The 17,904-nt window shown below is 68.7% G+C and carries 18 protein-coding genes; 10 read left to right on the top strand and 8 right to left on the bottom strand.

Annotation, left to right across the window (positions count from 1 at the left end):
- The first annotated feature begins 36 nt into the window (after window positions 1–36).
- Window positions 37–1,551, top strand: a complete 1,515-nt coding sequence (locus HDC93_RS07445) for a glycosyltransferase family 87 protein (RefSeq protein ID WP_185008882.1) — start codon at window positions 37–39, stop codon at window positions 1,549–1,551.
- Window positions 1,552–1,656: 105 nt separating this feature from the next.
- Here HDC93_RS07445 and HDC93_RS07440 read toward each other — a convergent pair whose 3' ends face one another.
- The 3 genes from HDC93_RS07440 to HDC93_RS07430 all read right to left on the bottom strand — a co-directional run bounded on the left by HDC93_RS07440 (window position 1,657) and on the right by HDC93_RS07430 (window position 4,364).
- Window positions 1,657–2,688, bottom strand: coding sequence for an alanine racemase (locus HDC93_RS07440; protein ID WP_185008399.1), 1,032 nt, complete (start codon window positions 2,686–2,688; stop codon window positions 1,657–1,659).
- Window positions 2,689–2,769: 81 nt separating this feature from the next.
- Complete coding sequence (femX, locus tag HDC93_RS07435; RefSeq protein ID WP_185008397.1) at window positions 2,770–3,891, bottom strand: peptidoglycan bridge formation glycyltransferase FemX; 1,122 nt, start codon at window positions 3,889–3,891, stop codon at window positions 2,770–2,772.
- Window positions 3,892–4,058: 167 nt separating this feature from the next.
- Window positions 4,059–4,364, bottom strand: coding sequence for a hypothetical protein (locus HDC93_RS07430; protein ID WP_185008395.1), 306 nt, complete (start codon window positions 4,362–4,364; stop codon window positions 4,059–4,061).
- A gap of 263 nt (window positions 4,365–4,627) precedes the next feature.
- Here HDC93_RS07430 and rpsF point away from each other — a divergent pair, with 263 nt between their 5' ends.
- The 4 genes from rpsF to rplI all read left to right on the top strand — a co-directional run bounded on the left by rpsF (window position 4,628) and on the right by rplI (window position 6,333).
- Complete coding sequence (rpsF, locus tag HDC93_RS07425; RefSeq protein ID WP_030847098.1) at window positions 4,628–4,918, top strand: 30S ribosomal protein S6; 291 nt, start codon at window positions 4,628–4,630, stop codon at window positions 4,916–4,918.
- A 71-nt stretch (window positions 4,919–4,989) separates the two neighbouring features.
- Window positions 4,990–5,586, top strand: coding sequence for a single-stranded DNA-binding protein (locus HDC93_RS07420; RefSeq protein WP_185008393.1), 597 nt, complete (start codon window positions 4,990–4,992; stop codon window positions 5,584–5,586).
- 45 nt (window positions 5,587–5,631) lie between these two features.
- A complete protein-coding gene (gene rpsR / locus HDC93_RS07415) occupies window positions 5,632–5,868 on the top strand; it encodes a 30S ribosomal protein S18 (protein WP_003949403.1) in 237 nt (78 codons plus the stop codon).
- Window positions 5,869–5,886: 18 nt separating this feature from the next.
- Complete coding sequence (gene rplI / locus HDC93_RS07410) at window positions 5,887–6,333, top strand: 50S ribosomal protein L9 (RefSeq protein ID WP_030847101.1); 447 nt, start codon at window positions 5,887–5,889, stop codon at window positions 6,331–6,333.
- Between the two features lie 172 nt (window positions 6,334–6,505).
- Here the strand turns inward: rplI and HDC93_RS07405 are convergent, their stop codons facing one another.
- Window positions 6,506–7,843, bottom strand: a complete 1,338-nt coding sequence (locus HDC93_RS07405; RefSeq protein ID WP_185008391.1) for an MATE family efflux transporter — start codon at window positions 7,841–7,843, stop codon at window positions 6,506–6,508.
- Window positions 7,844–8,303: 460 nt separating this feature from the next.
- Between HDC93_RS07405 and dnaB the strand changes: the two genes are divergently transcribed.
- The gene (dnaB, locus tag HDC93_RS07400; protein WP_185008389.1) at window positions 8,304–9,785 is read left to right on the top strand and encodes a replicative DNA helicase; all 1,482 of its coding nucleotides are present in this window, start codon (window positions 8,304–8,306) and stop codon (window positions 9,783–9,785) included.
- Between the two features lie 73 nt (window positions 9,786–9,858).
- Complete coding sequence (locus HDC93_RS07395) at window positions 9,859–11,244, top strand: serine hydrolase (RefSeq protein ID WP_185008387.1); 1,386 nt, start codon at window positions 9,859–9,861, stop codon at window positions 11,242–11,244.
- A 57-nt stretch (window positions 11,245–11,301) separates the two neighbouring features.
- On the opposite strand, the gene HDC93_RS07390 is transcribed toward HDC93_RS07395, so the two are convergent.
- Both HDC93_RS07390 and HDC93_RS07385 read right to left on the bottom strand, forming a co-directional pair.
- On the bottom strand, window positions 11,302–11,754 hold the full coding sequence (locus HDC93_RS07390; RefSeq protein WP_185008385.1) for a GNAT family N-acetyltransferase: 453 nt from the start codon (window positions 11,752–11,754) through the stop codon (window positions 11,302–11,304).
- Between the two features lie 63 nt (window positions 11,755–11,817).
- Window positions 11,818–12,282 (bottom strand): MarR family winged helix-turn-helix transcriptional regulator, encoded by a 465-nt coding sequence (locus tag HDC93_RS07385; protein WP_030849956.1) that lies wholly within the window; start codon window positions 12,280–12,282, stop codon window positions 11,818–11,820.
- 141 nt (window positions 12,283–12,423) lie between these two features.
- On the opposite strand from HDC93_RS07385, the gene HDC93_RS07380 reads away from it, so the two are divergent.
- Both HDC93_RS07380 and HDC93_RS07375 read left to right on the top strand, forming a co-directional pair.
- A complete protein-coding gene (locus HDC93_RS07380) occupies window positions 12,424–13,632 on the top strand; it encodes an MFS transporter (RefSeq protein ID WP_185008383.1) in 1,209 nt (402 codons plus the stop codon).
- 68 nt (window positions 13,633–13,700) lie between these two features.
- Window positions 13,701–14,123 (top strand): heme-binding protein, encoded by a 423-nt coding sequence (locus HDC93_RS07375; protein WP_185008381.1) that lies wholly within the window; start codon window positions 13,701–13,703, stop codon window positions 14,121–14,123.
- A gap of 81 nt (window positions 14,124–14,204) precedes the next feature.
- Here HDC93_RS07375 and HDC93_RS07370 read toward each other — a convergent pair whose 3' ends face one another.
- Window positions 14,205–15,068, bottom strand: coding sequence for a GNAT family N-acetyltransferase (locus tag HDC93_RS07370; protein ID WP_185008379.1), 864 nt, complete (start codon window positions 15,066–15,068; stop codon window positions 14,205–14,207).
- 592 nt (window positions 15,069–15,660) lie between these two features.
- On the opposite strand from HDC93_RS07370, the gene HDC93_RS07365 reads away from it, so the two are divergent.
- Entirely contained in the window at window positions 15,661–17,274 is a 1,614-nt protein-coding gene (locus tag HDC93_RS07365; protein WP_185008377.1) for a globin domain-containing protein, read from the top strand.
- A gap of 8 nt (window positions 17,275–17,282) precedes the next feature.
- On the opposite strand, the gene HDC93_RS07360 is transcribed toward HDC93_RS07365, so the two are convergent.
- Window positions 17,283–17,765, bottom strand: coding sequence for an NUDIX domain-containing protein (locus tag HDC93_RS07360; protein ID WP_031102717.1), 483 nt, complete (start codon window positions 17,763–17,765; stop codon window positions 17,283–17,285).
- Window positions 17,766–17,904 lie beyond the last annotated feature (139 nt).

The following is a 17,904-nucleotide window of genomic DNA, read 5'->3' as shown; positions in this document are numbered from 1 at the left end:
GCGGCCCTCGACGTATTGCCAGACTCGTACGGCAGGATGTGCGGCATGGCCAGTGCAGAATCGACGCCAGCGAGCGTCCATGAGCGGGAGCCGGTGCGGCCGACCAAGGAGGACGAGGTCGCCGCGGCCGGCAGCGAGCTGATCGGCGGTCCGCTCGGGCGGCGTGCCCTGCTCGGGTCGTCCTGGTGGACTCCCGTGCGGGTGATCGCGTTGGTGGCGATCGGCATGTTCGCCCTCGGCCTGGTCCAGAAGGCGCCCTGCTACAACGGCGCCTGGTTCTTCGGCGCCAGCTCCCAATACACGCACGCGTGCTACTCGGACATCCCTCACCTCTACCAGGGGCGGGGCTTCGCTGATGGGCTCGTGCCGTACTTCGACCGGCTTCCCGGAGACATGCAGTACCTGGAGTACCCGGTGCTCACCGGTGTCTTCATGGAGGTCGCCTCCTGGCTCACGCCCGGCAGCGGCACCATCCAGGACCAGGAGCAGTGGTACTGGATGGTCAACGCCGGAATGCTCATGGTGTGCGCGGCGGTCATCGTCGTCTGCGTGACCCGCATCCACGCCCGGCGTCCCTGGGACGGCCTGCTGGTCGCCCTGGCGCCTGCCGCCGCGCTGACGGCGACCATCAACTGGGACCTGCTCGCCGTGGCTCTGACGGCCGCGGCGATGCTGATGTGGTCACGTGGCCGTTCCCTCGCGTTCGGCGTCCTGCTGGGGCTGGCCACGGCCGCCAAGCTCTACCCCTTCCTGCTCCTCGGGCCGCTGATGGTGCTGTGCTGGCGCGCGGGCAGGTGGCGGGAGTTCGGTACGGCTCTGGGCGGCGCGATCGTCGCCTGGGTCGTCGTGAACGGGCCGGTGATGCTTTTCGCCTTCGAGGGCTGGTCGAAGTTCTACACGTTCAGCCAGGAGCGGGGCGTCGACTTCGGCTCCATCTGGCTGATCATGGCCCAGAACTCGGACGATCCGCTCAGCACCGACACCGTCAACACACTGGCCACGCTGCTGATGCTGGTGTGCTGTGCGGCCGTGGCGGCGCTCGCACTGACCGCCCCGCGCCGCCCACGCTTCGCCCAGCTCGCGTTCCTGATCGTCGCGGCGTTCATCCTCACCAACAAGGTCTACTCGCCGCAGTACGTCCTGTGGCTGGTACCGCTGGCCGCTCTCGCCCGGCCGAAGTGGCGGGACTACCTGATCTGGCAGGCCTGCGAAGTGGCGTACTTCCTGGGGATCTGGCTGTACCTCGCGTACACGACCAGTGGAGAAGCTCACAAGGGGCTGCCCACGGACGGCTACCACTGGGCCATCGTTCTGCATCTGCTCGGGACGCTGTACCTGTGCGTGATGGTCGTGCGCGACATCTTCATGCCGGATCGGGACCCGGTGCGGCGTTCCGGCGACGACGACCCCTCGGGTGGAGTGCTCGACGGTGCCGAGGACGTGTTCGTTCTCGGTCCGGCGGCTCGTCGCAGGCGGCATGTGGCCGACGCCCAGTTCGACGGGCCGCCGGTCGAGTGGGGCAAGCCGGGCCCCACGGATGGTTCGCTCTGAGCGAACGGCACGAGAGGCCGTAGCGGGGAACCGCGAAAAGGCCGTACACGGGACATCGTGTACGGCCTTCTTGCTGCGCTGCGAGGAGTGCGCGTCGCGCGAGGGTCAGCGGTCCATGATCCGGTCGAACTGCGTGGTGGTGTGCCGCAGATGGGCCACCAGCTCATCGCCGACCTTCGGCTCGGGCGCGTCCGCCGGCACGAACAGGATCGAGACCTGCATGTGCGGCGGCTCCGCGAACCAGCGTTGCTTGCCGCCCCAGACGAACGGAGAAAGGTTCCGGTTCACCGTCGCGAGGCCGGCGCGGGCCACGCCCTTGGCGCGCGGCATGACGCCGTGCAGTGCCTTGGGGGCCTCCAGACCCACACCGTGCGACGTACCGCCCGCCGCGACCACCAGGAAGCCGTCCGAGGCCGCCTTCTGCTGCCGGTAGCCGAAACGGTCGCCCTTGGCGACACGCGTGACGTCCAGGACCGCGCCGCGGTACTCGGTGGCATCGTGGTCCCCCAGCCACAGCCGCGTGCCGATACGGGCGCGGAAGCGGGTCTGCGGGAACTGCTGCTGGAGCCGGGCGAGTTCCTCGGCCTTGAGGTGGCTGACGAACATGGTGTGCAGGGGCAGCCGGGCGGCACGCAGCCGGTCCATCCAGCCGATGACCTCCTCGACGGCGTCCGAGCCGTCGGTGCGGTCCAGCGGCAGGTGGATGGCGAAGCCCTCCAGGCGAACGTTCTCGATGGCGGCGTGCAGCTGCGCGAGGTCCTGCTCGCTGATGCCGTGCCGCTTCATCGAGGACATCACCTCGATCACCACACGGGCACCGACCAGGCCGTACACACCGTCTATCGACGACACCGAGCGGATGACCCGGTCCGGCAGCGGCACCGGCTCCTCGCCCCGCCGGTAGGGCGTCAGCACCAGCAGGTCCCCGCCGAACCAGTCCTTGATCCGGGCGGCCTCGTAGGTGGTGCCGACGGCGAGGACGTCCGAGCCCAGCCGCGTGGCCTCCTCCGCCAGGCGCTCGTGCCCGAAGCCGTAGCCGTTGCCCTTGCAGACCGGCACGAGGCCGGGGAACTGCTCCTGCACGTGCTTGTGGTGCGCACGCCAGCGCGCGGTGTCGACGTAGAGCGTGAGCGCCATGGCCGGACCTGGAACCTTTCTCGCGGTGCCGTGTATCGGCGGTTGCCGTGTGTCAGAGGTATAGAAGCACTGAACGGGACATCAGCGGCGCGACATGTAGATGTCGAGCGCCTTGTGCAGCAGCTTGTTCAGCGGGAAGTCCCACTCGCCGAGGTACTCGGCCGCCTGGCCGCCGGTACCCACCTTGAACTGGATCAGGCCGAAGAGGTGGTCGGTCTCGTCCAGCGAGTCGGAGATGCCGCGCAGGTCGTAGACGGTGGCGCCGAGCGCGTAGGCGTCGCGCAGCATCCGCCACTGCATCGCGTTCGAGGGGCGGACCTCACGGCCGATGTTGTCGGAGGCGCCGTAGGAGTACCAGACGTGACCGCCGACGATCAGCATCGTCGCCGCCGACAGGTTCACGCCGTCGTGCCGGGCGAAGTACAGCCGCATGCGGTTGGGGTCCTCGGTGTTGAGGGCCGTCCACATGCGCTGGAAGTACGACAGCGGGCGCGGCCGGAAGTGGTCGCGCACGGCCGTGATCTCGTACAGCCGCTGCCATTCCTCGAGGTCCTGGTAGCCGCCCTGGACGACCTCGACGCCGGCCTTCTCGGCCTTCTTGATGTTGCGGCGCCACAGCTGGTTGAAGTTCTTGTGGACCTCTTCGAGGGAGCGGTTCGCCAGCGGCACCTGGTACACGTAGCGGGGCTGGACGTCGCCGAAGCCGGCGCCGCCGTCCTCGCCCTGCTGCCAGCCCATGCGGCGCAGCTTGTCGGCGACCTCGAAGGCGCGCGGCTCGATGTGGTCGGCCTCGATGTCACGCAGGCGCTTCACGTCCGGGTTCTGGATGCCCGCCTTGATGGAGGGGGCCTCCCAGCGCCGGATGATCACCGGCGGGCCCATCTTCACGGAGAAGGCGCCCTGCTGCTTCAGATGCGCCAGCATCGGCTCGATCCAGTCCTGCAGATTCGGCGCGAACCAGTTGATGACCGGGCCCTCGGGCAGGTAGGCGAGGTAGCGCTTGATCTTGGGAAGCTGCCGGTAGAGGACCAGACCGGCACCGACCATCTCGCCCGTGCGCTCGTCGAACCAGCCGAGGTTCTCGGAGCGCCACTCCGCCTTGACGTCAGCCCAGGCCGGGACCTGCATGTGGCTCGCCGACGGCAGGCTCTGGATGTATGCCAGATGCTGCTCGCGACTGATGGTCCTCAGGGTCAGGCTCATTTCGGGGCGCTCCTCGGGCTGGTGTGTCCCCATGGGTACAGGGGCTCCGGCTCTCGCGCGAAGCCTACTGCGCCGTGGAAGCGCGCCGGTTGGGCGTACGGAACCTTCGCCCCGGCCCGAGGCCGGCCGGGGCGTGACCCGGTGTTCAGATGAGGGGTGCCCTGGCGTCAGCCGATGAGACCGCCGTGCGCCATGCCCAGGAAGAACCCGACGCCCGATGCGCCCAGGCCGAGGATCAGGCCGAAGCGCTCCCGGGTCGTCTCCGAGATCCACTGGCCGTACGCGCCCGTGAGGATGCCCACGAGACCGGCCCAGGAGCTGAGCAGATGCAGGTCCTCTTCGATGATCGCCGAGAGGAACGAGGTGAGGCCCAGCACCAGGGTCACCGCGAGCAGCGCGTCCTGGAGGGGATGGGGCTTGCCGTCCGTGGCGAAGAGGCCGCCGGCGGTGTTGGGTCGCAATGCCTGTGCCATAGGGCACCTCCTGCGAAAGTCGGCGCATCGTAGCGCCATACACACCCGATGTGTACAGATTGGCTGCCCTGGCGGCCGGATTTCAACCGCAAGCCGCTGTGCGGGTACTCTGTACCGTCCGCACCGGTGTCTGTCCACGTCACGGCAGGGGCTTCTCGCCAGAAACCCCGACTGTCCGTGGTGGCCGATACCGTTGCTACGCATCACAACCCTCCTGCCACGGAACGACCGTGGCCGCTGAGTCCAAAGGAGGTGGGTTCCACATGCGTCACTACGAGGTGATGGTCATCCTCGACCCCGAGGTCGAGGAGCGCGCTGTCTCTCCGCTGATCGAGAACTTCCTCTCTGTCGTCCGTGACGGCGGCGGAAAGGTCGAGAAGGTCGACACCTGGGGCCGTCGTCGTCTCGCGTACGAGATCAAGAAGAAGCCCGAGGGCATCTACTCGGTCATCGACCTGCAGGCCGAGCCTGCGGTCGTCAAGGAGCTCGACCGCCAGATGAACCTGAACGAGTCGGTCCTCCGGACCAAGGTCCTCCGCCCCGAGACTCACTGAGCTTCCCAGCTCAGCTGATCCCGGGATTCGAGTAGCAAGCAGCCAGAGCAAACCCGCCGAGAGGTTCCCCCATGGCAGGCGAGACCGTCATCACGGTCGTCGGCAATCTTGTCGACGACCCCGAGCTGCGCTTCACCCCCTCCGGTGCGGCGGTCGCGAAGTTCCGTGTCGCGTCCACCCCCCGCACCTTCGACCGCCAGACGAACGAGTGGAAGGACGGCGAGAGCCTGTTCCTGACCTGCTCGGTATGGCGTCAGGCGGCGGAGAACGTCGCTGAGTCGCTCCAGCGAGGCATGCGCGTCATCGTGCAGGGCCGGCTGAAGCAGCGGTCCTACGAGGACCGTGAGGGTGTCAAGCGCACGGTCTACGAGCTGGACGTCGAGGAAGTCGGCGCCAGCCTGCGCAACGCCACGGCCAAGGTCACCAAGACCACCGGCCGCGGTGGCCAGGGCGGCCAGGGTGGTTACGGCGGCGGTGGCGGTGGCGGCCAGGGTGGCGGCGGCTGGGGCGGCGGCCCCGGTGGCGGCCAGCAGGGCGGCGGCGCTCCCGCCGACGACCCGTGGGCGACCGGCGCTCCCGCCGGTGGCAACCAGGGCGGTGGCGGCGGCTGGGGTGGAAACTCCGGCGGCGGCAGCGGCGGCGGCTACTCGGACGAGCCCCCCTTCTAGGGGCGGGTTCGCACTCACACTTCTTGATCACACAGGAGAAACACCATGGCTAAGCCGCCTGTGCGCAAGCCGAAGAAGAAGGTCTGCGCATTCTGCAAGGACAAGGTCACGTACGTGGACTACAAGGACACGAACATGCTGCGGAAGTTCATTTCCGACCGCGGCAAGATCCGTGCCCGCCGCGTGACCGGCAACTGCACGCAGCACCAGCGTGACGTCGCCACGGCTGTGAAGAACAGCCGTGAGATGGCGCTGCTGCCCTACACCTCCACCGCGCGATAAGGGAAGGGTGACCGACTCATGAAGATCATCCTCACCCACGAGGTCTCCGGCCTCGGTGCCGCGGGCGACGTCGTCGACGTCAAGGACGGTTACGCTCGCAACTACCTGATCCCGCGGAAGTTCGCTATCCGCTGGACCAAGGGTGGCGAGAAGGACGTCGAGCAGATCCGTCGTGCTCGCAAGATCCACGAGATCCAGACCATCGAGCAGGCCAACGCTGTGAAGGCCCAGCTCGAGGGTGTCAAGGTCCGTCTGGCCGTTCGCTCCGGCGACGCCGGTCGTCTCTTCGGTTCCGTCACGCCGGCCGACGTCGCTTCGGCGATCAAGGCCTCCGGTGGTCCCGAGGTCGACAAGCGCCGTATCGAGCTCGGCTCGCCGATCAAGACGCTGGGCGCTCACGAGACGTCCGTGCGTCTGCACCCCGAGGTTGCCGCCAAGGTCAACATCGAGGTCGTCGCGGCCTGAGTGCCGCGTCTGCTGAAGCAGTAAGCGAAGGGGCCGCACCCTTGAGGGTGCGGCCCCTTTCGTGTCCGTGGGCGCCTGCACGCCGAGGGCGTTCCGTGTTTCACGTGAAACACCGCGTTCTGTGGAGCATTCCGTGTTTCACGTGAAACCGGCAGCGTTTCACGTGAAACGGTCAGCGGGTCGCGCCTGTGACGATCCAGCGCCCCGAACGTGCGCGGATCCACAGCGTCAGCATCCGCACGGTCATCATCAGCGTCATCGTCGCCCAGAGGGCGGTGAGCCCACCGCCCAGTGCGGGCACCAGCAGGGCCACCGGCGTGAACACCGCCAGCGTGAGCAGCATGGCCCAGGCGAGGTACGAGCCGTCGCCGGCGCCCATCAGGACTCCGTCCAGCACGAAGACGATGCCGGAGATCGGCTGGGAGAGGGCGACGATGATCAGGGCGGGCAGCGCCACATCCTTGACCCCCGGGTCGCTGGTGAACAGCGGCAGGAACGCTGGTCGGGTGATGACCACCAGTACGCCGAGGACGACTCCGACGGCGATGCCCCACTCCACCATGCGACGGCACGCGTCCCGGGCGCCCTGGGCGTCACCGGCTCCGAGGTAGCGACCGATGATGGCCTGCCCAGCGATGGCGATGGCGTCGAGGGCGAAGGCCAGCAAGTTCCACAGGGAGAGGATGATCTGGTGGGCGGCGATGTCGGCGTCCCCGAGGCGGGCGGCGACTGCCGTGGCGATCATCAGGATCGCTCGCAGGGAGAGGGTGCGCACCAGCAGTGGCACACCGGCTTGTGCGGACGCCCTGATCCCGGCGGCATCCGGGCGAAGCGAGGCACCGTGCTTTCGCGCTCCTCGCAGAACGACCGCAAGGTAGACCACGGCCATGCCGCACTGGGCGATGACGGTGCCCCACGCGGAACCGGCGATCCCCAGACCGGCGCCGTAGACAAGCCCGGCGTTGAGGGCGCCGTTGGCGGCGAAGCCGGCGATGGCGACGTAGAGCGGGGTCTTCGTGTCTTGCAGGCCGCGCAGGACGCCGGTCGCCGCGAGGACGACGAGCATGGCCGGTATGCCGAGCACGGAGATGCGCAGATACGTGATCGCGTAGGGGGTTGCCGCGTCCGAGGCGCCGAAGAGGTCCACGAGGTGGGGTGCCGTCGGCAGTGCGACGGCGACGACGGCGGCGCCTAGGAGGAGAGCCAGCCAAATACCGTCCATGCCTTGTCGGATGGCGGCTTGCAGGTCGCCCGCTCCTACGCGCCGGGCAACCGCCGCTGTTGTGGCGTAGGCGAGGAAGACGAAGACGCTCACGGCGGTCATCAGCAGGGCCGAGGCGATGCCGAGTCCGGCGAGTTGGGCCGTGCCCAGATGGCCGACGATGGCGGTGTCGGTCATGAGGAAGAGGGGCTCGGCGACGAGGGCGCCGAAGGCCGGAAGGGCCAGTGCGACGATCTCGCGGTCGTGCTGTCTCCGGCCGGCTCGGCGGCGCACGGGGGCCTGTGTCATGTGCACCAATCTAATCGTCCACAGGTAAGAGATGCAAAGCTTCTGCAACCCTTACTTTCCGTCCTGGAGTGCGCACTGCTGTGCACTGTTCGAGGCGATCTTGGTCCGGTTGGGGAAGTTTTTCTTCTGCACAGCCGGTGGACGGCGAAGATGCAGGTCAGGGCGGTTCCTCTCGGGAGCGGCGTTGCTTGTTCACAGGCCTGTCCACCGGGTCGTGCACAGGTTTCGCGGAGTTCTCCACAGCATCTGGGCCGTCGTCCACATGGCCTGTGGATAACCAGATTGGCTGACGGTGCCCAGGGGCCTACGGTAGTCCGGCGCCCGCTCCGTCCGCCGGTTTTCAAAACGCCACAAAACCGGCGCGTGCCAACCGGAGTTGGGCCTCTTATTTGTCAGTGCCGTGCCGTAGAACAGAGGGGCACGGCTAGGTCTGCTTCGGCGGACGGGAGGAGGTGGCTCGGTGAGCATTTCCGAGCCCTTGGACGACCCGTGGGCCGACAGCGGGCCCAGTGATCGTCTGCCCGCCTCCCGTCGGCGGGGTGACGGAGGCAGGGGCCGCGACGAACAGCATGAGCGCGGCAGGGACAACGGGGCCTGGGACAGCGGATCGGCCCCGTCGTTCGAGCGGGTCCCCCCGCAGGACATCGACGCCGAACAGTCCGTCCTCGGCGGCATGCTCCTGTCCAAGGACGCCATCGCCGACGTCGTCGAGATCCTCAAGGGCCACGACTTCTACAAGCCGGCCCACGAGACGATCTACCAGGCCGTCCTCGACGTCTACGCCAAGGGTGAGCCGGCCGACCCCATCACGATCGCGGCCGAGCTCACCAAGCGCGGTGAGATCAACAAGGTCGGCGGGGCCTCGTACCTGCACACCCTCGTCCAGACGGTGCCCACGGCGGCCAACGCGGCGTACTACGCGGAGATCGTCCACGAGCGGGCCGTCCTGCGCCGCCTGGTCGAGGCCGGAACCCGCATCACGCAGATGGGATACGCGGCCGACGACGACGTCGACGAGATCGTCAACCGTGCCCAGGCAGAGGTCTACGCGGTCACCGAGCAGCGCACCAGCGAGGACTACCTGCCGCTCGGCGACATCATGGAGGGCGCGCTCGACGAGATCGAGGCCATCGGCTCGCGCAGCGGCGAGATGACCGGCGTGCCCACCGGGTTCACCGACTTCGACTCGCTCACCAACGGTCTGCACCCCGGGCAGATGATCGTCATCGCGGCCCGTCCCGCCATGGGCAAGTCGACGCTGGCCCTGGACTTCGCCCGGGCCGCGTCGATCAAGCACAACCTGCCGAGCGTCATCTTCTCCCTGGAGATGGGGCGCAACGAGATCGCGATGCGTCTGCTGTCCGCGGAGGCCCGCGTCGCCCTTCACCACATGCGGTCCGGCACCATGACGGACGACGACTGGACGCGTCTGGCGCGCCGGATGCCCGAGGTCTCGTCCGCACCCCTCTACATCGACGACTCCCCGAACCTGTCGATGATGGAGATCCGCGCGAAGTGCCGTCGACTGAAGCAGCGCAACGACATCAGGCTCGTGATCATCGACTATCTCCAGCTGATGCAGGCCGGGGGCTCCAAGCGCTCCGAGAGCCGTCAGCAGGAGGTCTCGGACATGTCCCGGAACCTCAAGCTCCTGGCCAAGGAGCTGGAGGTTCCGGTGATCGCGCTCTCCCAGCTCAACCGTGGTCCCGAGCAGCGCACGGACAAGAAGCCGATGGTGTCCGACCTGCGTGAGTCTGGCTCCATCGAGCAGGACGCCGACATGGTGATCCTTCTGCACCGCGAGGACGCGTACGAGAAGGAGTCACCCCGCGCGGGCGAGGCGGACATCATCGTGGGCAAGCACCGAAACGGCCCGACGGCGACGATCACCGTCGCCTTCCAGGGCCACTACTCGCGGTTCGTGGACATGGCGCAGACCTGATCCGCCCCGACCTCACCGGCCCTGCCCCCCAATGTGCTCGACGAGGGGATGCCGGGCCAGGTGGACTGGGCCCATGACGACATCTCAGGAAGAACTGCTTCCCGGCACGCGTCGCGCTCTGCTGCACCGCATCGCCGTCGCACAGGCCGAAGGACGGGCCCCATCGCTCGTCGCGGCCGTCGTGCGGGACGGGACGACGGTGTGGACGGGCGCACGGACTTCGGTGGACGGGCACGCGCCGGACGAGAACGTGCAGTACAGGATCGGTTCGATCACCAAGACCTTCACGGCTGTTCTCGTGCTGCGGCTGCGCGACGAGGGCGCGCTGGATCTCGGGGACCCACTCGAGAAGCATCTTCCGGGCACCGGCGTGGGGGAGGCGACCATCGTTGAGCTTCTCGCGCACACAGGAGGGCTGGCGGCCGAGACGCCGGGGCCGTGGTGGGAGCGCAGTCCCAGGTCCCTGCGGCCCGAGCTCGCCGACGTACTGGGCGAGCGGCCTCTGCTGACCCCGCCGGGCCGCCGGTTCCACTATTCGAACCCGGGCTATGCCCTGCTCGGCGCACTCATCGAGAAGCTCCGCGGGGCTCCCTGGGAGGACGTGCTTCGGCGTGAAGTACTCGAACCCCTGGGGCTGCATCGCACGAGCTCGCGACCGCAGGCGCCCCATGCGGGCGGCTGGGCCGTTCATCCCTGGGCCGATGTGATGCTTCCCGAGCCCACCGAGGATCTGGGGCGCATGGCTCCGGCCGGTCAACTCTGGTCGACAACCGGTGACTTGGCGCGGTTCGCGGTCTTCCTGGTCAACGGCGACGAGCGGGTGCTGTGTGCCGAGTCGCTGCTGGAGATGAGGGCGCCGGCCGCGCCTCATGAGGCGGCTGACGTGGCGAGCGGCTACGCCTATTGCCTGGGCATGGAGATCCGGCGACGGAACGGACGGTCCCTCGTCGGACACACTGGTTCGCTGCCCGGATTCCTCGCGTGCCTCATGATCAGTGTCGAGGAGGACGTTGCGGCGATCGTCCTGGCCAACTCCACGTCCGGGCCGCTGCTGTTCGCCGTCGCCGCCGACCTGGTCCGCATCGTCGCCGAGGCGGAGCCGCGTATCCCGGCACCGTGGAAGCCGCTGGGTGAGGTCGACCCGTCGTTGCTGGAGCTGACGGGGCAGTGGTACTGGGGGACGCACGCCTTCGCGCTGCGGCTGACGGCCGACGGGCTGGTCTCGCTCGGGCCGCTGGCCGGCGCCGGCCGTCGCTCGCGGTTCCGCCCGAACGGTGACGGCACATGGACGGGACTGGAGGGCTACTACGCCGGCGAGCTCCTGGCGGCCGTACGGCGGCCGGACGGGTCCGTGAGTCATCTGGACCTCGGCTCGTTCGTGTTCACGCGTCAGCCGTACGACGAGGGGGCTCCTGTGCCGGGTGGTGTCGATCCCGAGGGATGGCGCGGCATCAGTTAGGCGGTGAGATGCGTGGGCGCCCTGTTTCACGTGAAACAGGGCGCCCACGCACACCGGTCACAGCTGGAGTTTGAAACCTGTGTGGGAGGCCGTGAACCCGAGCCGCCCGTAGAAGCGGTGGGCGTCGGCGCGGGTCTTGTCGGAGGTCAGCTGGACCAACTGGCACCCCTGGCCTCGGGATTCTTCGATCGCCCACTCGATGAGCTCGGTTCCCAGGCCGCTGCCGCGCTCGTCCGCGTGGATGCGCACCCCTTCGATGATCGACCTGGTCGCGCCGCGTCGGGAGAGCCCGGGAACGATCGTGAGCTGGAGTGTGCCGACGACCCTGCCCTCCCTGACCGCCACCACCAGGCGCTGGTTCGGGTCGGCGCTGAGCCGCTCCAGCGCAGACAGGTACGGGGTGAGGTCGTCCGGTGACTCGCGCTGTGCGCCCAGTGGGTCGTCCGCGAGCATTCCGACGATCGCCGGCACGTCGTCAGCGACGGCGGCACGTATTTCAAGATCTCCCATGGCCGCACCCTACGCAGAGACAGTGGCGTAACGGAGAGGTGATCACGCAGGGGCGTGTTCTAGCTAGGCGGGCACCGGAGCCTTCAGTGTCTCCACGACCCGGACCAGAGGGGCCAGCTCGGGGTTCTTCGCCGCTTCGTCGAGAGCCTCGCGCAGGGCGGCGTCATTGGTCGGCCGTGCCGCTTCCAGCAGCTCGAGACCTGCCGCGGTGACGTTCGTGTAGATGCCCCGGCGGTCGGTGGGGCACAGGTAGCGCTCCAGGAGACCGCGGTCTTCCAACCGGGTGACCAGGCGTGTGGTGGCGCTCTGACTGAGGACGACCGCGTCGGCGACCTGCTTCATCTGCAGATGCCCGCCGTCCCCGTCGTGCTGCCTGCTCAGCACATCCAGCAGGGAGTACTCGCGCGCGCTGAGGTCGTGCCCAGCCTGCAGGGCGCGCTCGATGTGGGCCTCGATCCTCCCGTGGAGCAGGGAGAGGGCGCACCAGCTCTGGGCGAGAGCGGTGAGCGCGGGGTCCGTCGCTGTCATTGGCGTTCCTCCGTCCCGGAGCGGCTGCCACCCAGGATAGAGCACAACCGCAATTGACGGCGGTTGCATATAACCCGCGTGTGCAACTATTGTGAACGCACGCAAAGCGCTCCTGCAATCGTCTGGGAAGGTAACCACTCCATGCCTCTCGCGCTTCTGGCCCTCGCGATCGGGGCCTTCGGGATCGGAACGACAGAATTCGTGATCATGGGCTTGCTGCCCGAAGTCGCGGGCGACTACGGGGTCTCCATCCCCACGGCCGGATACCTGGTGACCGGCTACGCGCTCGGCGTCATGTTCGGCGCCCCGCTGATGACCGTGCTCGGCACCAAGATCTCCCGCAAGCGGATGCTGATGCTGCTGATGGGCCTGTTCATCGTCGGCAACCTGCTCTCGGCATTCGCCCCGGCCTTCTCCGTCATGCTGGTCGGGCGGATCGTCGCCTCGCTGGCCCACGGCGCCTTCTTCGGTATCGGCTCGGTCGTCGCGGCCGATCTCGTCGCCCCGGACAAGAGGGCCGGAGCCATCGCGATGATGTTCACCGGTCTGACCGTCGCCAACGTGGTCGGCGTTCCGCTGGGCACGCTGGTCGGGCAGTCCGTCGGCTGGCGGGTGACCTTCGGCCTCGTCGCCGCCCTCGGCGTCATCGGCCTGGCCGGCATCGCCCGGCTCGTCCCCGACATGCCCAAGCCCGAGGGCGTGCACCTGCGGCACGAGCTGGCAGCGTTCAAGAACGTGCAGGTCCTGCTCGCGATGGCCATGACCGTCCTCGGCTTCGGCGGCGTCTTCGCGGCCATCACCTACATCGCGCCGATGATGACCCACGTCGCAGGCTTCGCGGACGGCTCCGTCACCTGGCTGCTGGTCCTCTTCGGCCTCGGCATGGTCGGCGGCAACCTCGTCGGCGGCAAGTTCGCCGACCGCGCCCTGATGCCCATGCTGTACGTCTCCCTGGGCGCCCTGGCCGTCGTCCTGGCGCTGTTCACCGTCACCGCCCACGACAAGCTGCTGTCGGCGATCACCGTCGTGCTGATCGGCGCCCTGGGCTTCGCCACCGTCCCTCCGCTCCAGAAGCGGGTCCTCGACCAGGCGCACGGTGCCCCGACGCTGGCCTCCGCCGTGAACATCGGCGCCTTCAACCTCGGCAACGCGCTGTCCGCATGGCTCGGCGGCCTCGTGATCGCGGCAGGCCTCGGCTACACCGCCCCCAACTGGGTCGGTGCCGCCCTGGCAGCCGGGGCACTGGTCCTGGCGCTCCTCTCGGCCGCTCTGGAGCGTCGTGCCGGTGGCTCGAGCACCGTCGTCACGGGGTCCGCGCCGGCCGAACAGCGGACCGCTGCCCACCACTGAGCAACCGGATCACCTCGATGCACCCCACGATCCGGCACTACCAGCAAGTCCTCCAGGAGAACCCCCTCATGAGCACCACCACCGCTGTCGCCCCGCTGTCCACCCAGGACGCCGACGCCCTCGTCGCCGCTGCCCACCGTGCCGCGGAGGCCGCAGGAGTCACCGTCAGCGCCACCGTCCTGGACGCGGGCGGCCATCTGCTCGCCTTCAGGCGGGACGACGGCGCCGTACTGATCTCCGGCGAGACCAGCACCCGCAAGGCCTACACGGCCCTCCAGCTGAACACGCCCACCGCCGACCTGGTCGACGCGGTACAGCCCGGCGGTCTCTTCCACACGCTGCCGACCGCGCTCGACCGCCCCCTGCTGTTCATCGCGGGCGGTGTGCCGGTGCACCGCGACGGCCGCCTGATCGGCGCGATCGGCGTCGGCGGCGGTGCCCCGGAGCAGGACCACGGCTTCGCCACGGCCGCCGTGGAGGCCCTCGCCTGACCGGGCTCTTCAGCAGGCCCCTCAGTGCGGCGACGCCGGTTCCCCGATCCCGGGGAGCCGGCGTCGCCGTATCGAGACTCGTCAGCCCGCCGCGACCGTGACCGGCGCGAACCGCCGGGTCCAGTCTCCGGGCAGCTCGGTGATTCCGTACGACATCACCGAGTTGAAAGCGACGGACTCCAGGCCGCGCTCCGTCACCCACGCGAGGAGCTCCTCGTGGCGCACGTCGATGTCGGTGCGCAGGGGGCGGTCGGTGTGGGCGGCGAGGGAGGCGATCAGCGCTTGGGCCACCGACGTGTCGCGCGCGATGAGCGGGCCGACGACGTGGGTGTCCATGTTGGGCCAGGCGGCCGCGTACCCGATGATCCGCCCGCCCTCCTCGGCCACCCGCAACTGATCGGCGAAAGCGGGGAGTCGGGTGACGATGTGCGTGCGGTCGGTTCCGAACACCTGCTCGTCGAGGCGGAGGATCGCGGTGAGGTCCTCGGCAGTGGCGGCCCGGGTGGCGATCCTCGGCTCCGGTCCATCGGGAGTGAAACGCCCGATGACCATCTCGGCCCGTCCGGTGACCTTGAACCCCAGTTCCTCGTAGAGGGGGCGGCCGTTCGGCGTCGCATGCAGGGTGAGGGGCGTGGTGCCCATCGCGGAGACGACGTGACGCATCAGGCGACGTCCCACACCCTGCCGTGCGTGCCGTCCGGCGACCAGGACCATGCCGATCGCGGCGAGGGAGGGGTTCTGGGGCCCGTACTCGGTGACGACGCAGGCGCTCACGAGACCGCCGTCGGGGTCGTCGATGCCGTAGCCCTTCCCGGCCGTGAGGAGGAAGCCCCACTTGTGCTCCTCCCGTGGCCACCCCCGGTCCTCGGACAAGTCGGCGCAGGCGGCTTGATCGCGGAGCGTCAAACGACGGATGGGCAATGAGGCAAGGGAAGGAGTCGACACGCAGGTCAGGCTGTCTGACGTGGGCCCCTGGCGTCTACCTCTTTCAGAGGAGCCATGCGAGCTTTTGGCCAGTTGTCGCCGCCCGCATACGTCGCGGACCACCGCTGCGTGTTTCACGTGAAACACGTAAGAACACCGGATGTCCGATCGAGACGTTGAACGGGGCCTTCTCGTCCAATAGTTGACGGACTTGATGATTCGCCGCGTGCCCGTATTCGTGACGAGGAGAGGGGGGACTTGTGTGCGAGGCGGTGGCCGGTAGGGTCGACTCCGGTTCATATCCGGGAGGGGACGCCCCGTCCCGTGTGGGCCGAGCGCAGGGCAAAGCAGCCTAACGGGACGGAGAGATCGAAGACCCGCGTTTCCGGGTATGCGACGGAAACGTCCTGACGAGTGGGAAGCTCGATGAGAGTTACTGCGGCCAATGTCACACTCTCGCCTTACTTGTCCGTACGGAGCCGTAATACGGGTTGAATGTGGCCGCATTGGCCGTGACAAGGATGGGAACGCAGACCGTCCACGGGGGAAGCAGGCACCTTCCGACTGGGGAAGTGCGCAGACCGACCGAAAGATGCTCGAGGCGAGGCACACCATGGACGCTCCGACCACCACGTCGGCCGACAACGGCACTTCTGGCGGCGGGGGCGGCTGGTTCACACCCCGCAAGAACCCGACGACGGCGCCGGACAGCGACGCCGGAACCGCAGACAGGACGGCAGAAGGGCGTCGACCGGCCGCGATACGCCCGGTGCGCAGGCCCGGGGCCGCCCCGGAAGCACCGGCGGACGACACCCCCACGGCCCCCGCCGGCACGAGCACCGGTGCGCCGGACCAAGGGCGTGAAGCTCCGGAGTCGATACCCGGGTCCGCCCCTCCCGCCGTACAGCGCACCCCGTCTCCCGCGGCATCGAGCCTTGCCACCGCCACGTCGCCGGGGCCCGTACCGACAGCGCTCACCCCGACGCCCTTCGCCTCCACCGTGGCCCCGCCGCCCACGGCTGCCGCCGAGGAGCACGTTCCCGCCCAGCGGCCCGCCCCGGTGCCGCCCGCGGAAGAGGCCACCCCCGCCACCCCCGCCCCGGCCGAGGCGGGGTCCCCGGACGCTGTCCTCATTCGCCGCGCCATGGCCGAGGTCGCCCCGGTCTCCGACAAGGTGACGTCGTACTTCTACGCCCTGCTCTTCGTCCGCCACCCCGATCTGCGGTCACTGTTCCCGGCCGCGATGGACACCCAGCGGGACCGGCTGCTCAGGGCGCTGCTCACGGCCGCCGAACACATCGACAACAAGGACGTCCTCGTCGACTACCTGCAGAACCTCGGCCGGGGCCACCGGAAGTACGGCACACGGGTCGAGCACTATCCGGCCGTCGGCGAGTGCCTGATCGGCGCACTGAGCAAGTACGCCGCCGGGGTCTGGAACCCGGAGATGGAGGCGGCCTGGGTCCGCGCCTACACCACGATCTCCCAGGTCATGATCGACGCGGCGGCCGCGGACGAACTGCGCGCGCCGGCCTGGTGGTACGCCGAGATCGTCGCGCACGACATGAGAACCCCGGACGTCGCGGTCGTCACCGTCCGCCCCGACCAGCCGTACCCCTTCCTCGCCGGGCAGTACACCAGCCTGGAGACGCCCTGGTGGCCCCGGATCTGGCGGCACTACTCCTTCGCCTCGGCGCCCCGCTCCGACGGTCTGCTGTCGTTCCACGTGAAGGCCGTCCCGGCGGGCTGGGTCTCCAACGCCCTGGTGCACCGCGCCCGCCCCGGCGACATCATCCGGCTCGGTCCGCCCGCGGGTTCCATGACCGTGGACCACACCACCGACAGCGGCCTGCTCTGCGTGGGCGGTGGCACGGGCATAGCGCCCATCAAGGCCTTGGTGGAGGACGTCGCCGAGCACGGCGAACGCAGGTCCGTCGAGGTCTTCTACGGGGCCCGCACCGACCACGACCTGTACGACATCGACACCATGCTCCGCCTCCAGCAGACCCACCCGTGGCTCTCGGTCAGAGCGATCATCGACCAGCAGGCGAACCAGCAGCTGCCGGACGCCGTACGCGCCTACGGGCCGTGGAACGAGTTCGACGCCTACCTCTCGGGCCCGCCCGGGATGATCCGCAGCGGTGTGAACGCCCTGCGGGACAGCGGCATCCCGTCGGACCGCATACGGCACGACTCCGTCGAGGAACTGGTCGCTGCCGGAAGCTGACCCGCGTCTCAGCCCAGGTCGGGCGCATGCATCGCCAGGACGCCCTCGATGTTGCCGTCCAGGTAGTGCCGCAGCGACAGCGGCACGAGATGGACGGAGGCGATCCCGACCCGGGTGAAGGGCACGCGCACGATCTCGTACTCGCCGACCGGCGCGTCGACCTCGGGGCCGTGGCGCAGGGACGGGTCCATGGACTCCAGACGGCAGACGAAGAAGTGCTGCACCTTCACGCCGGTCGCGCCGCCGTCCTCCCCGATGTGCTCCATGGTGTCCACGAAGCAGGGCACCACATCGGTGATCTTCGCGCCGAGTTCCTCGTACACCTCGCGGTGCAGGGCGTCGACGACGGTCGAGTCGCTGGGTTCGACTCCACCGCCGGGGGTGAGCCAGTAGGGATCCACACCCGGCTTGGTGCGCTTGATCAGGATCAGGTCGGCACCGTCCAGCAGAATGGCGCGGGCGGTGCGCTTGACCACGGGTCGGACGGTCATGAGTGAAATGTGGCCCGGCTGGTTCCACGTGAAACATCGCGAAACGTCACCGGCCGAGCTCCCAGAGTGAAGTGCGCCTCCGAGCGTCCCTGCCGGTCGGTCGAAGCCGCCCCTGAGAGCCCCAGCGCGTGTCGGCCGA

The organism is Streptomyces sp. AK010 (assembly GCF_014207295.1).
GTDB classification, from domain to species: Bacteria; Actinomycetota; Actinomycetes; order Streptomycetales; family Streptomycetaceae; genus Streptomyces; species Streptomyces massasporeus.
The sequence above is the reverse complement of the archived record's forward strand: the minus strand, read 5'-3'. Positions and strand labels throughout refer to the sequence as shown.

Excerpts from the sequence above, each read along its gene's own strand:
- HDC93_RS07420 (WP_185008393.1), top strand. The coding sequence starts at position 4,990 with ATGGCAGGCGAGACCGTCATCACGGTCGTCGGCAATCTTGTCGACGAC.
- HDC93_RS07390 (WP_185008385.1), bottom strand. The coding sequence starts at position 11,754 with ATGGGAGATCTTGAAATACGTGCCGCCGTCGCTGACGACGTGCCGGCG.
- femX (WP_185008397.1), bottom strand. The coding sequence starts at position 3,891 with ATGAGCCTGACCCTGAGGACCATCAGTCGCGAGCAGCATCTGGCATAC.
- HDC93_RS07445 (WP_185008882.1), top strand. The coding sequence starts at position 37 with ATGTGCGGCATGGCCAGTGCAGAATCGACGCCAGCGAGCGTCCATGAG.
- HDC93_RS07360 (WP_031102717.1), bottom strand. The coding sequence starts at position 17,765 with ATGACCGTCCGACCCGTGGTCAAGCGCACCGCCCGCGCCATTCTGCTG.
- HDC93_RS07395 (WP_185008387.1), top strand. The coding sequence starts at position 9,859 with ATGACGACATCTCAGGAAGAACTGCTTCCCGGCACGCGTCGCGCTCTG.
- HDC93_RS07365 (WP_185008377.1), top strand. The coding sequence starts at position 15,661 with ATGGACGCTCCGACCACCACGTCGGCCGACAACGGCACTTCTGGCGGC.
- HDC93_RS07440 (WP_185008399.1), bottom strand. The coding sequence starts at position 2,688 with ATGGCGCTCACGCTCTACGTCGACACCGCGCGCTGGCGTGCGCACCAC.
- HDC93_RS07405 (WP_185008391.1), bottom strand. The coding sequence starts at position 7,843 with ATGACACAGGCCCCCGTGCGCCGCCGAGCCGGCCGGAGACAGCACGAC.
- rplI (WP_030847101.1), top strand. The coding sequence starts at position 5,887 with ATGAAGATCATCCTCACCCACGAGGTCTCCGGCCTCGGTGCCGCGGGC.
- HDC93_RS07430 (WP_185008395.1), bottom strand. The coding sequence starts at position 4,364 with ATGGCACAGGCATTGCGACCCAACACCGCCGGCGGCCTCTTCGCCACG.
- HDC93_RS07375 (WP_185008381.1), top strand. The coding sequence starts at position 13,701 with ATGAGCACCACCACCGCTGTCGCCCCGCTGTCCACCCAGGACGCCGAC.
- HDC93_RS07385 (WP_030849956.1), bottom strand. The coding sequence starts at position 12,282 with ATGACAGCGACGGACCCCGCGCTCACCGCTCTCGCCCAGAGCTGGTGC.
- rpsR (WP_003949403.1), top strand. The coding sequence starts at position 5,632 with ATGGCTAAGCCGCCTGTGCGCAAGCCGAAGAAGAAGGTCTGCGCATTC.
- HDC93_RS07380 (WP_185008383.1), top strand. The coding sequence starts at position 12,424 with ATGCCTCTCGCGCTTCTGGCCCTCGCGATCGGGGCCTTCGGGATCGGA.
- rpsF (WP_030847098.1), top strand. The coding sequence starts at position 4,628 with ATGCGTCACTACGAGGTGATGGTCATCCTCGACCCCGAGGTCGAGGAG.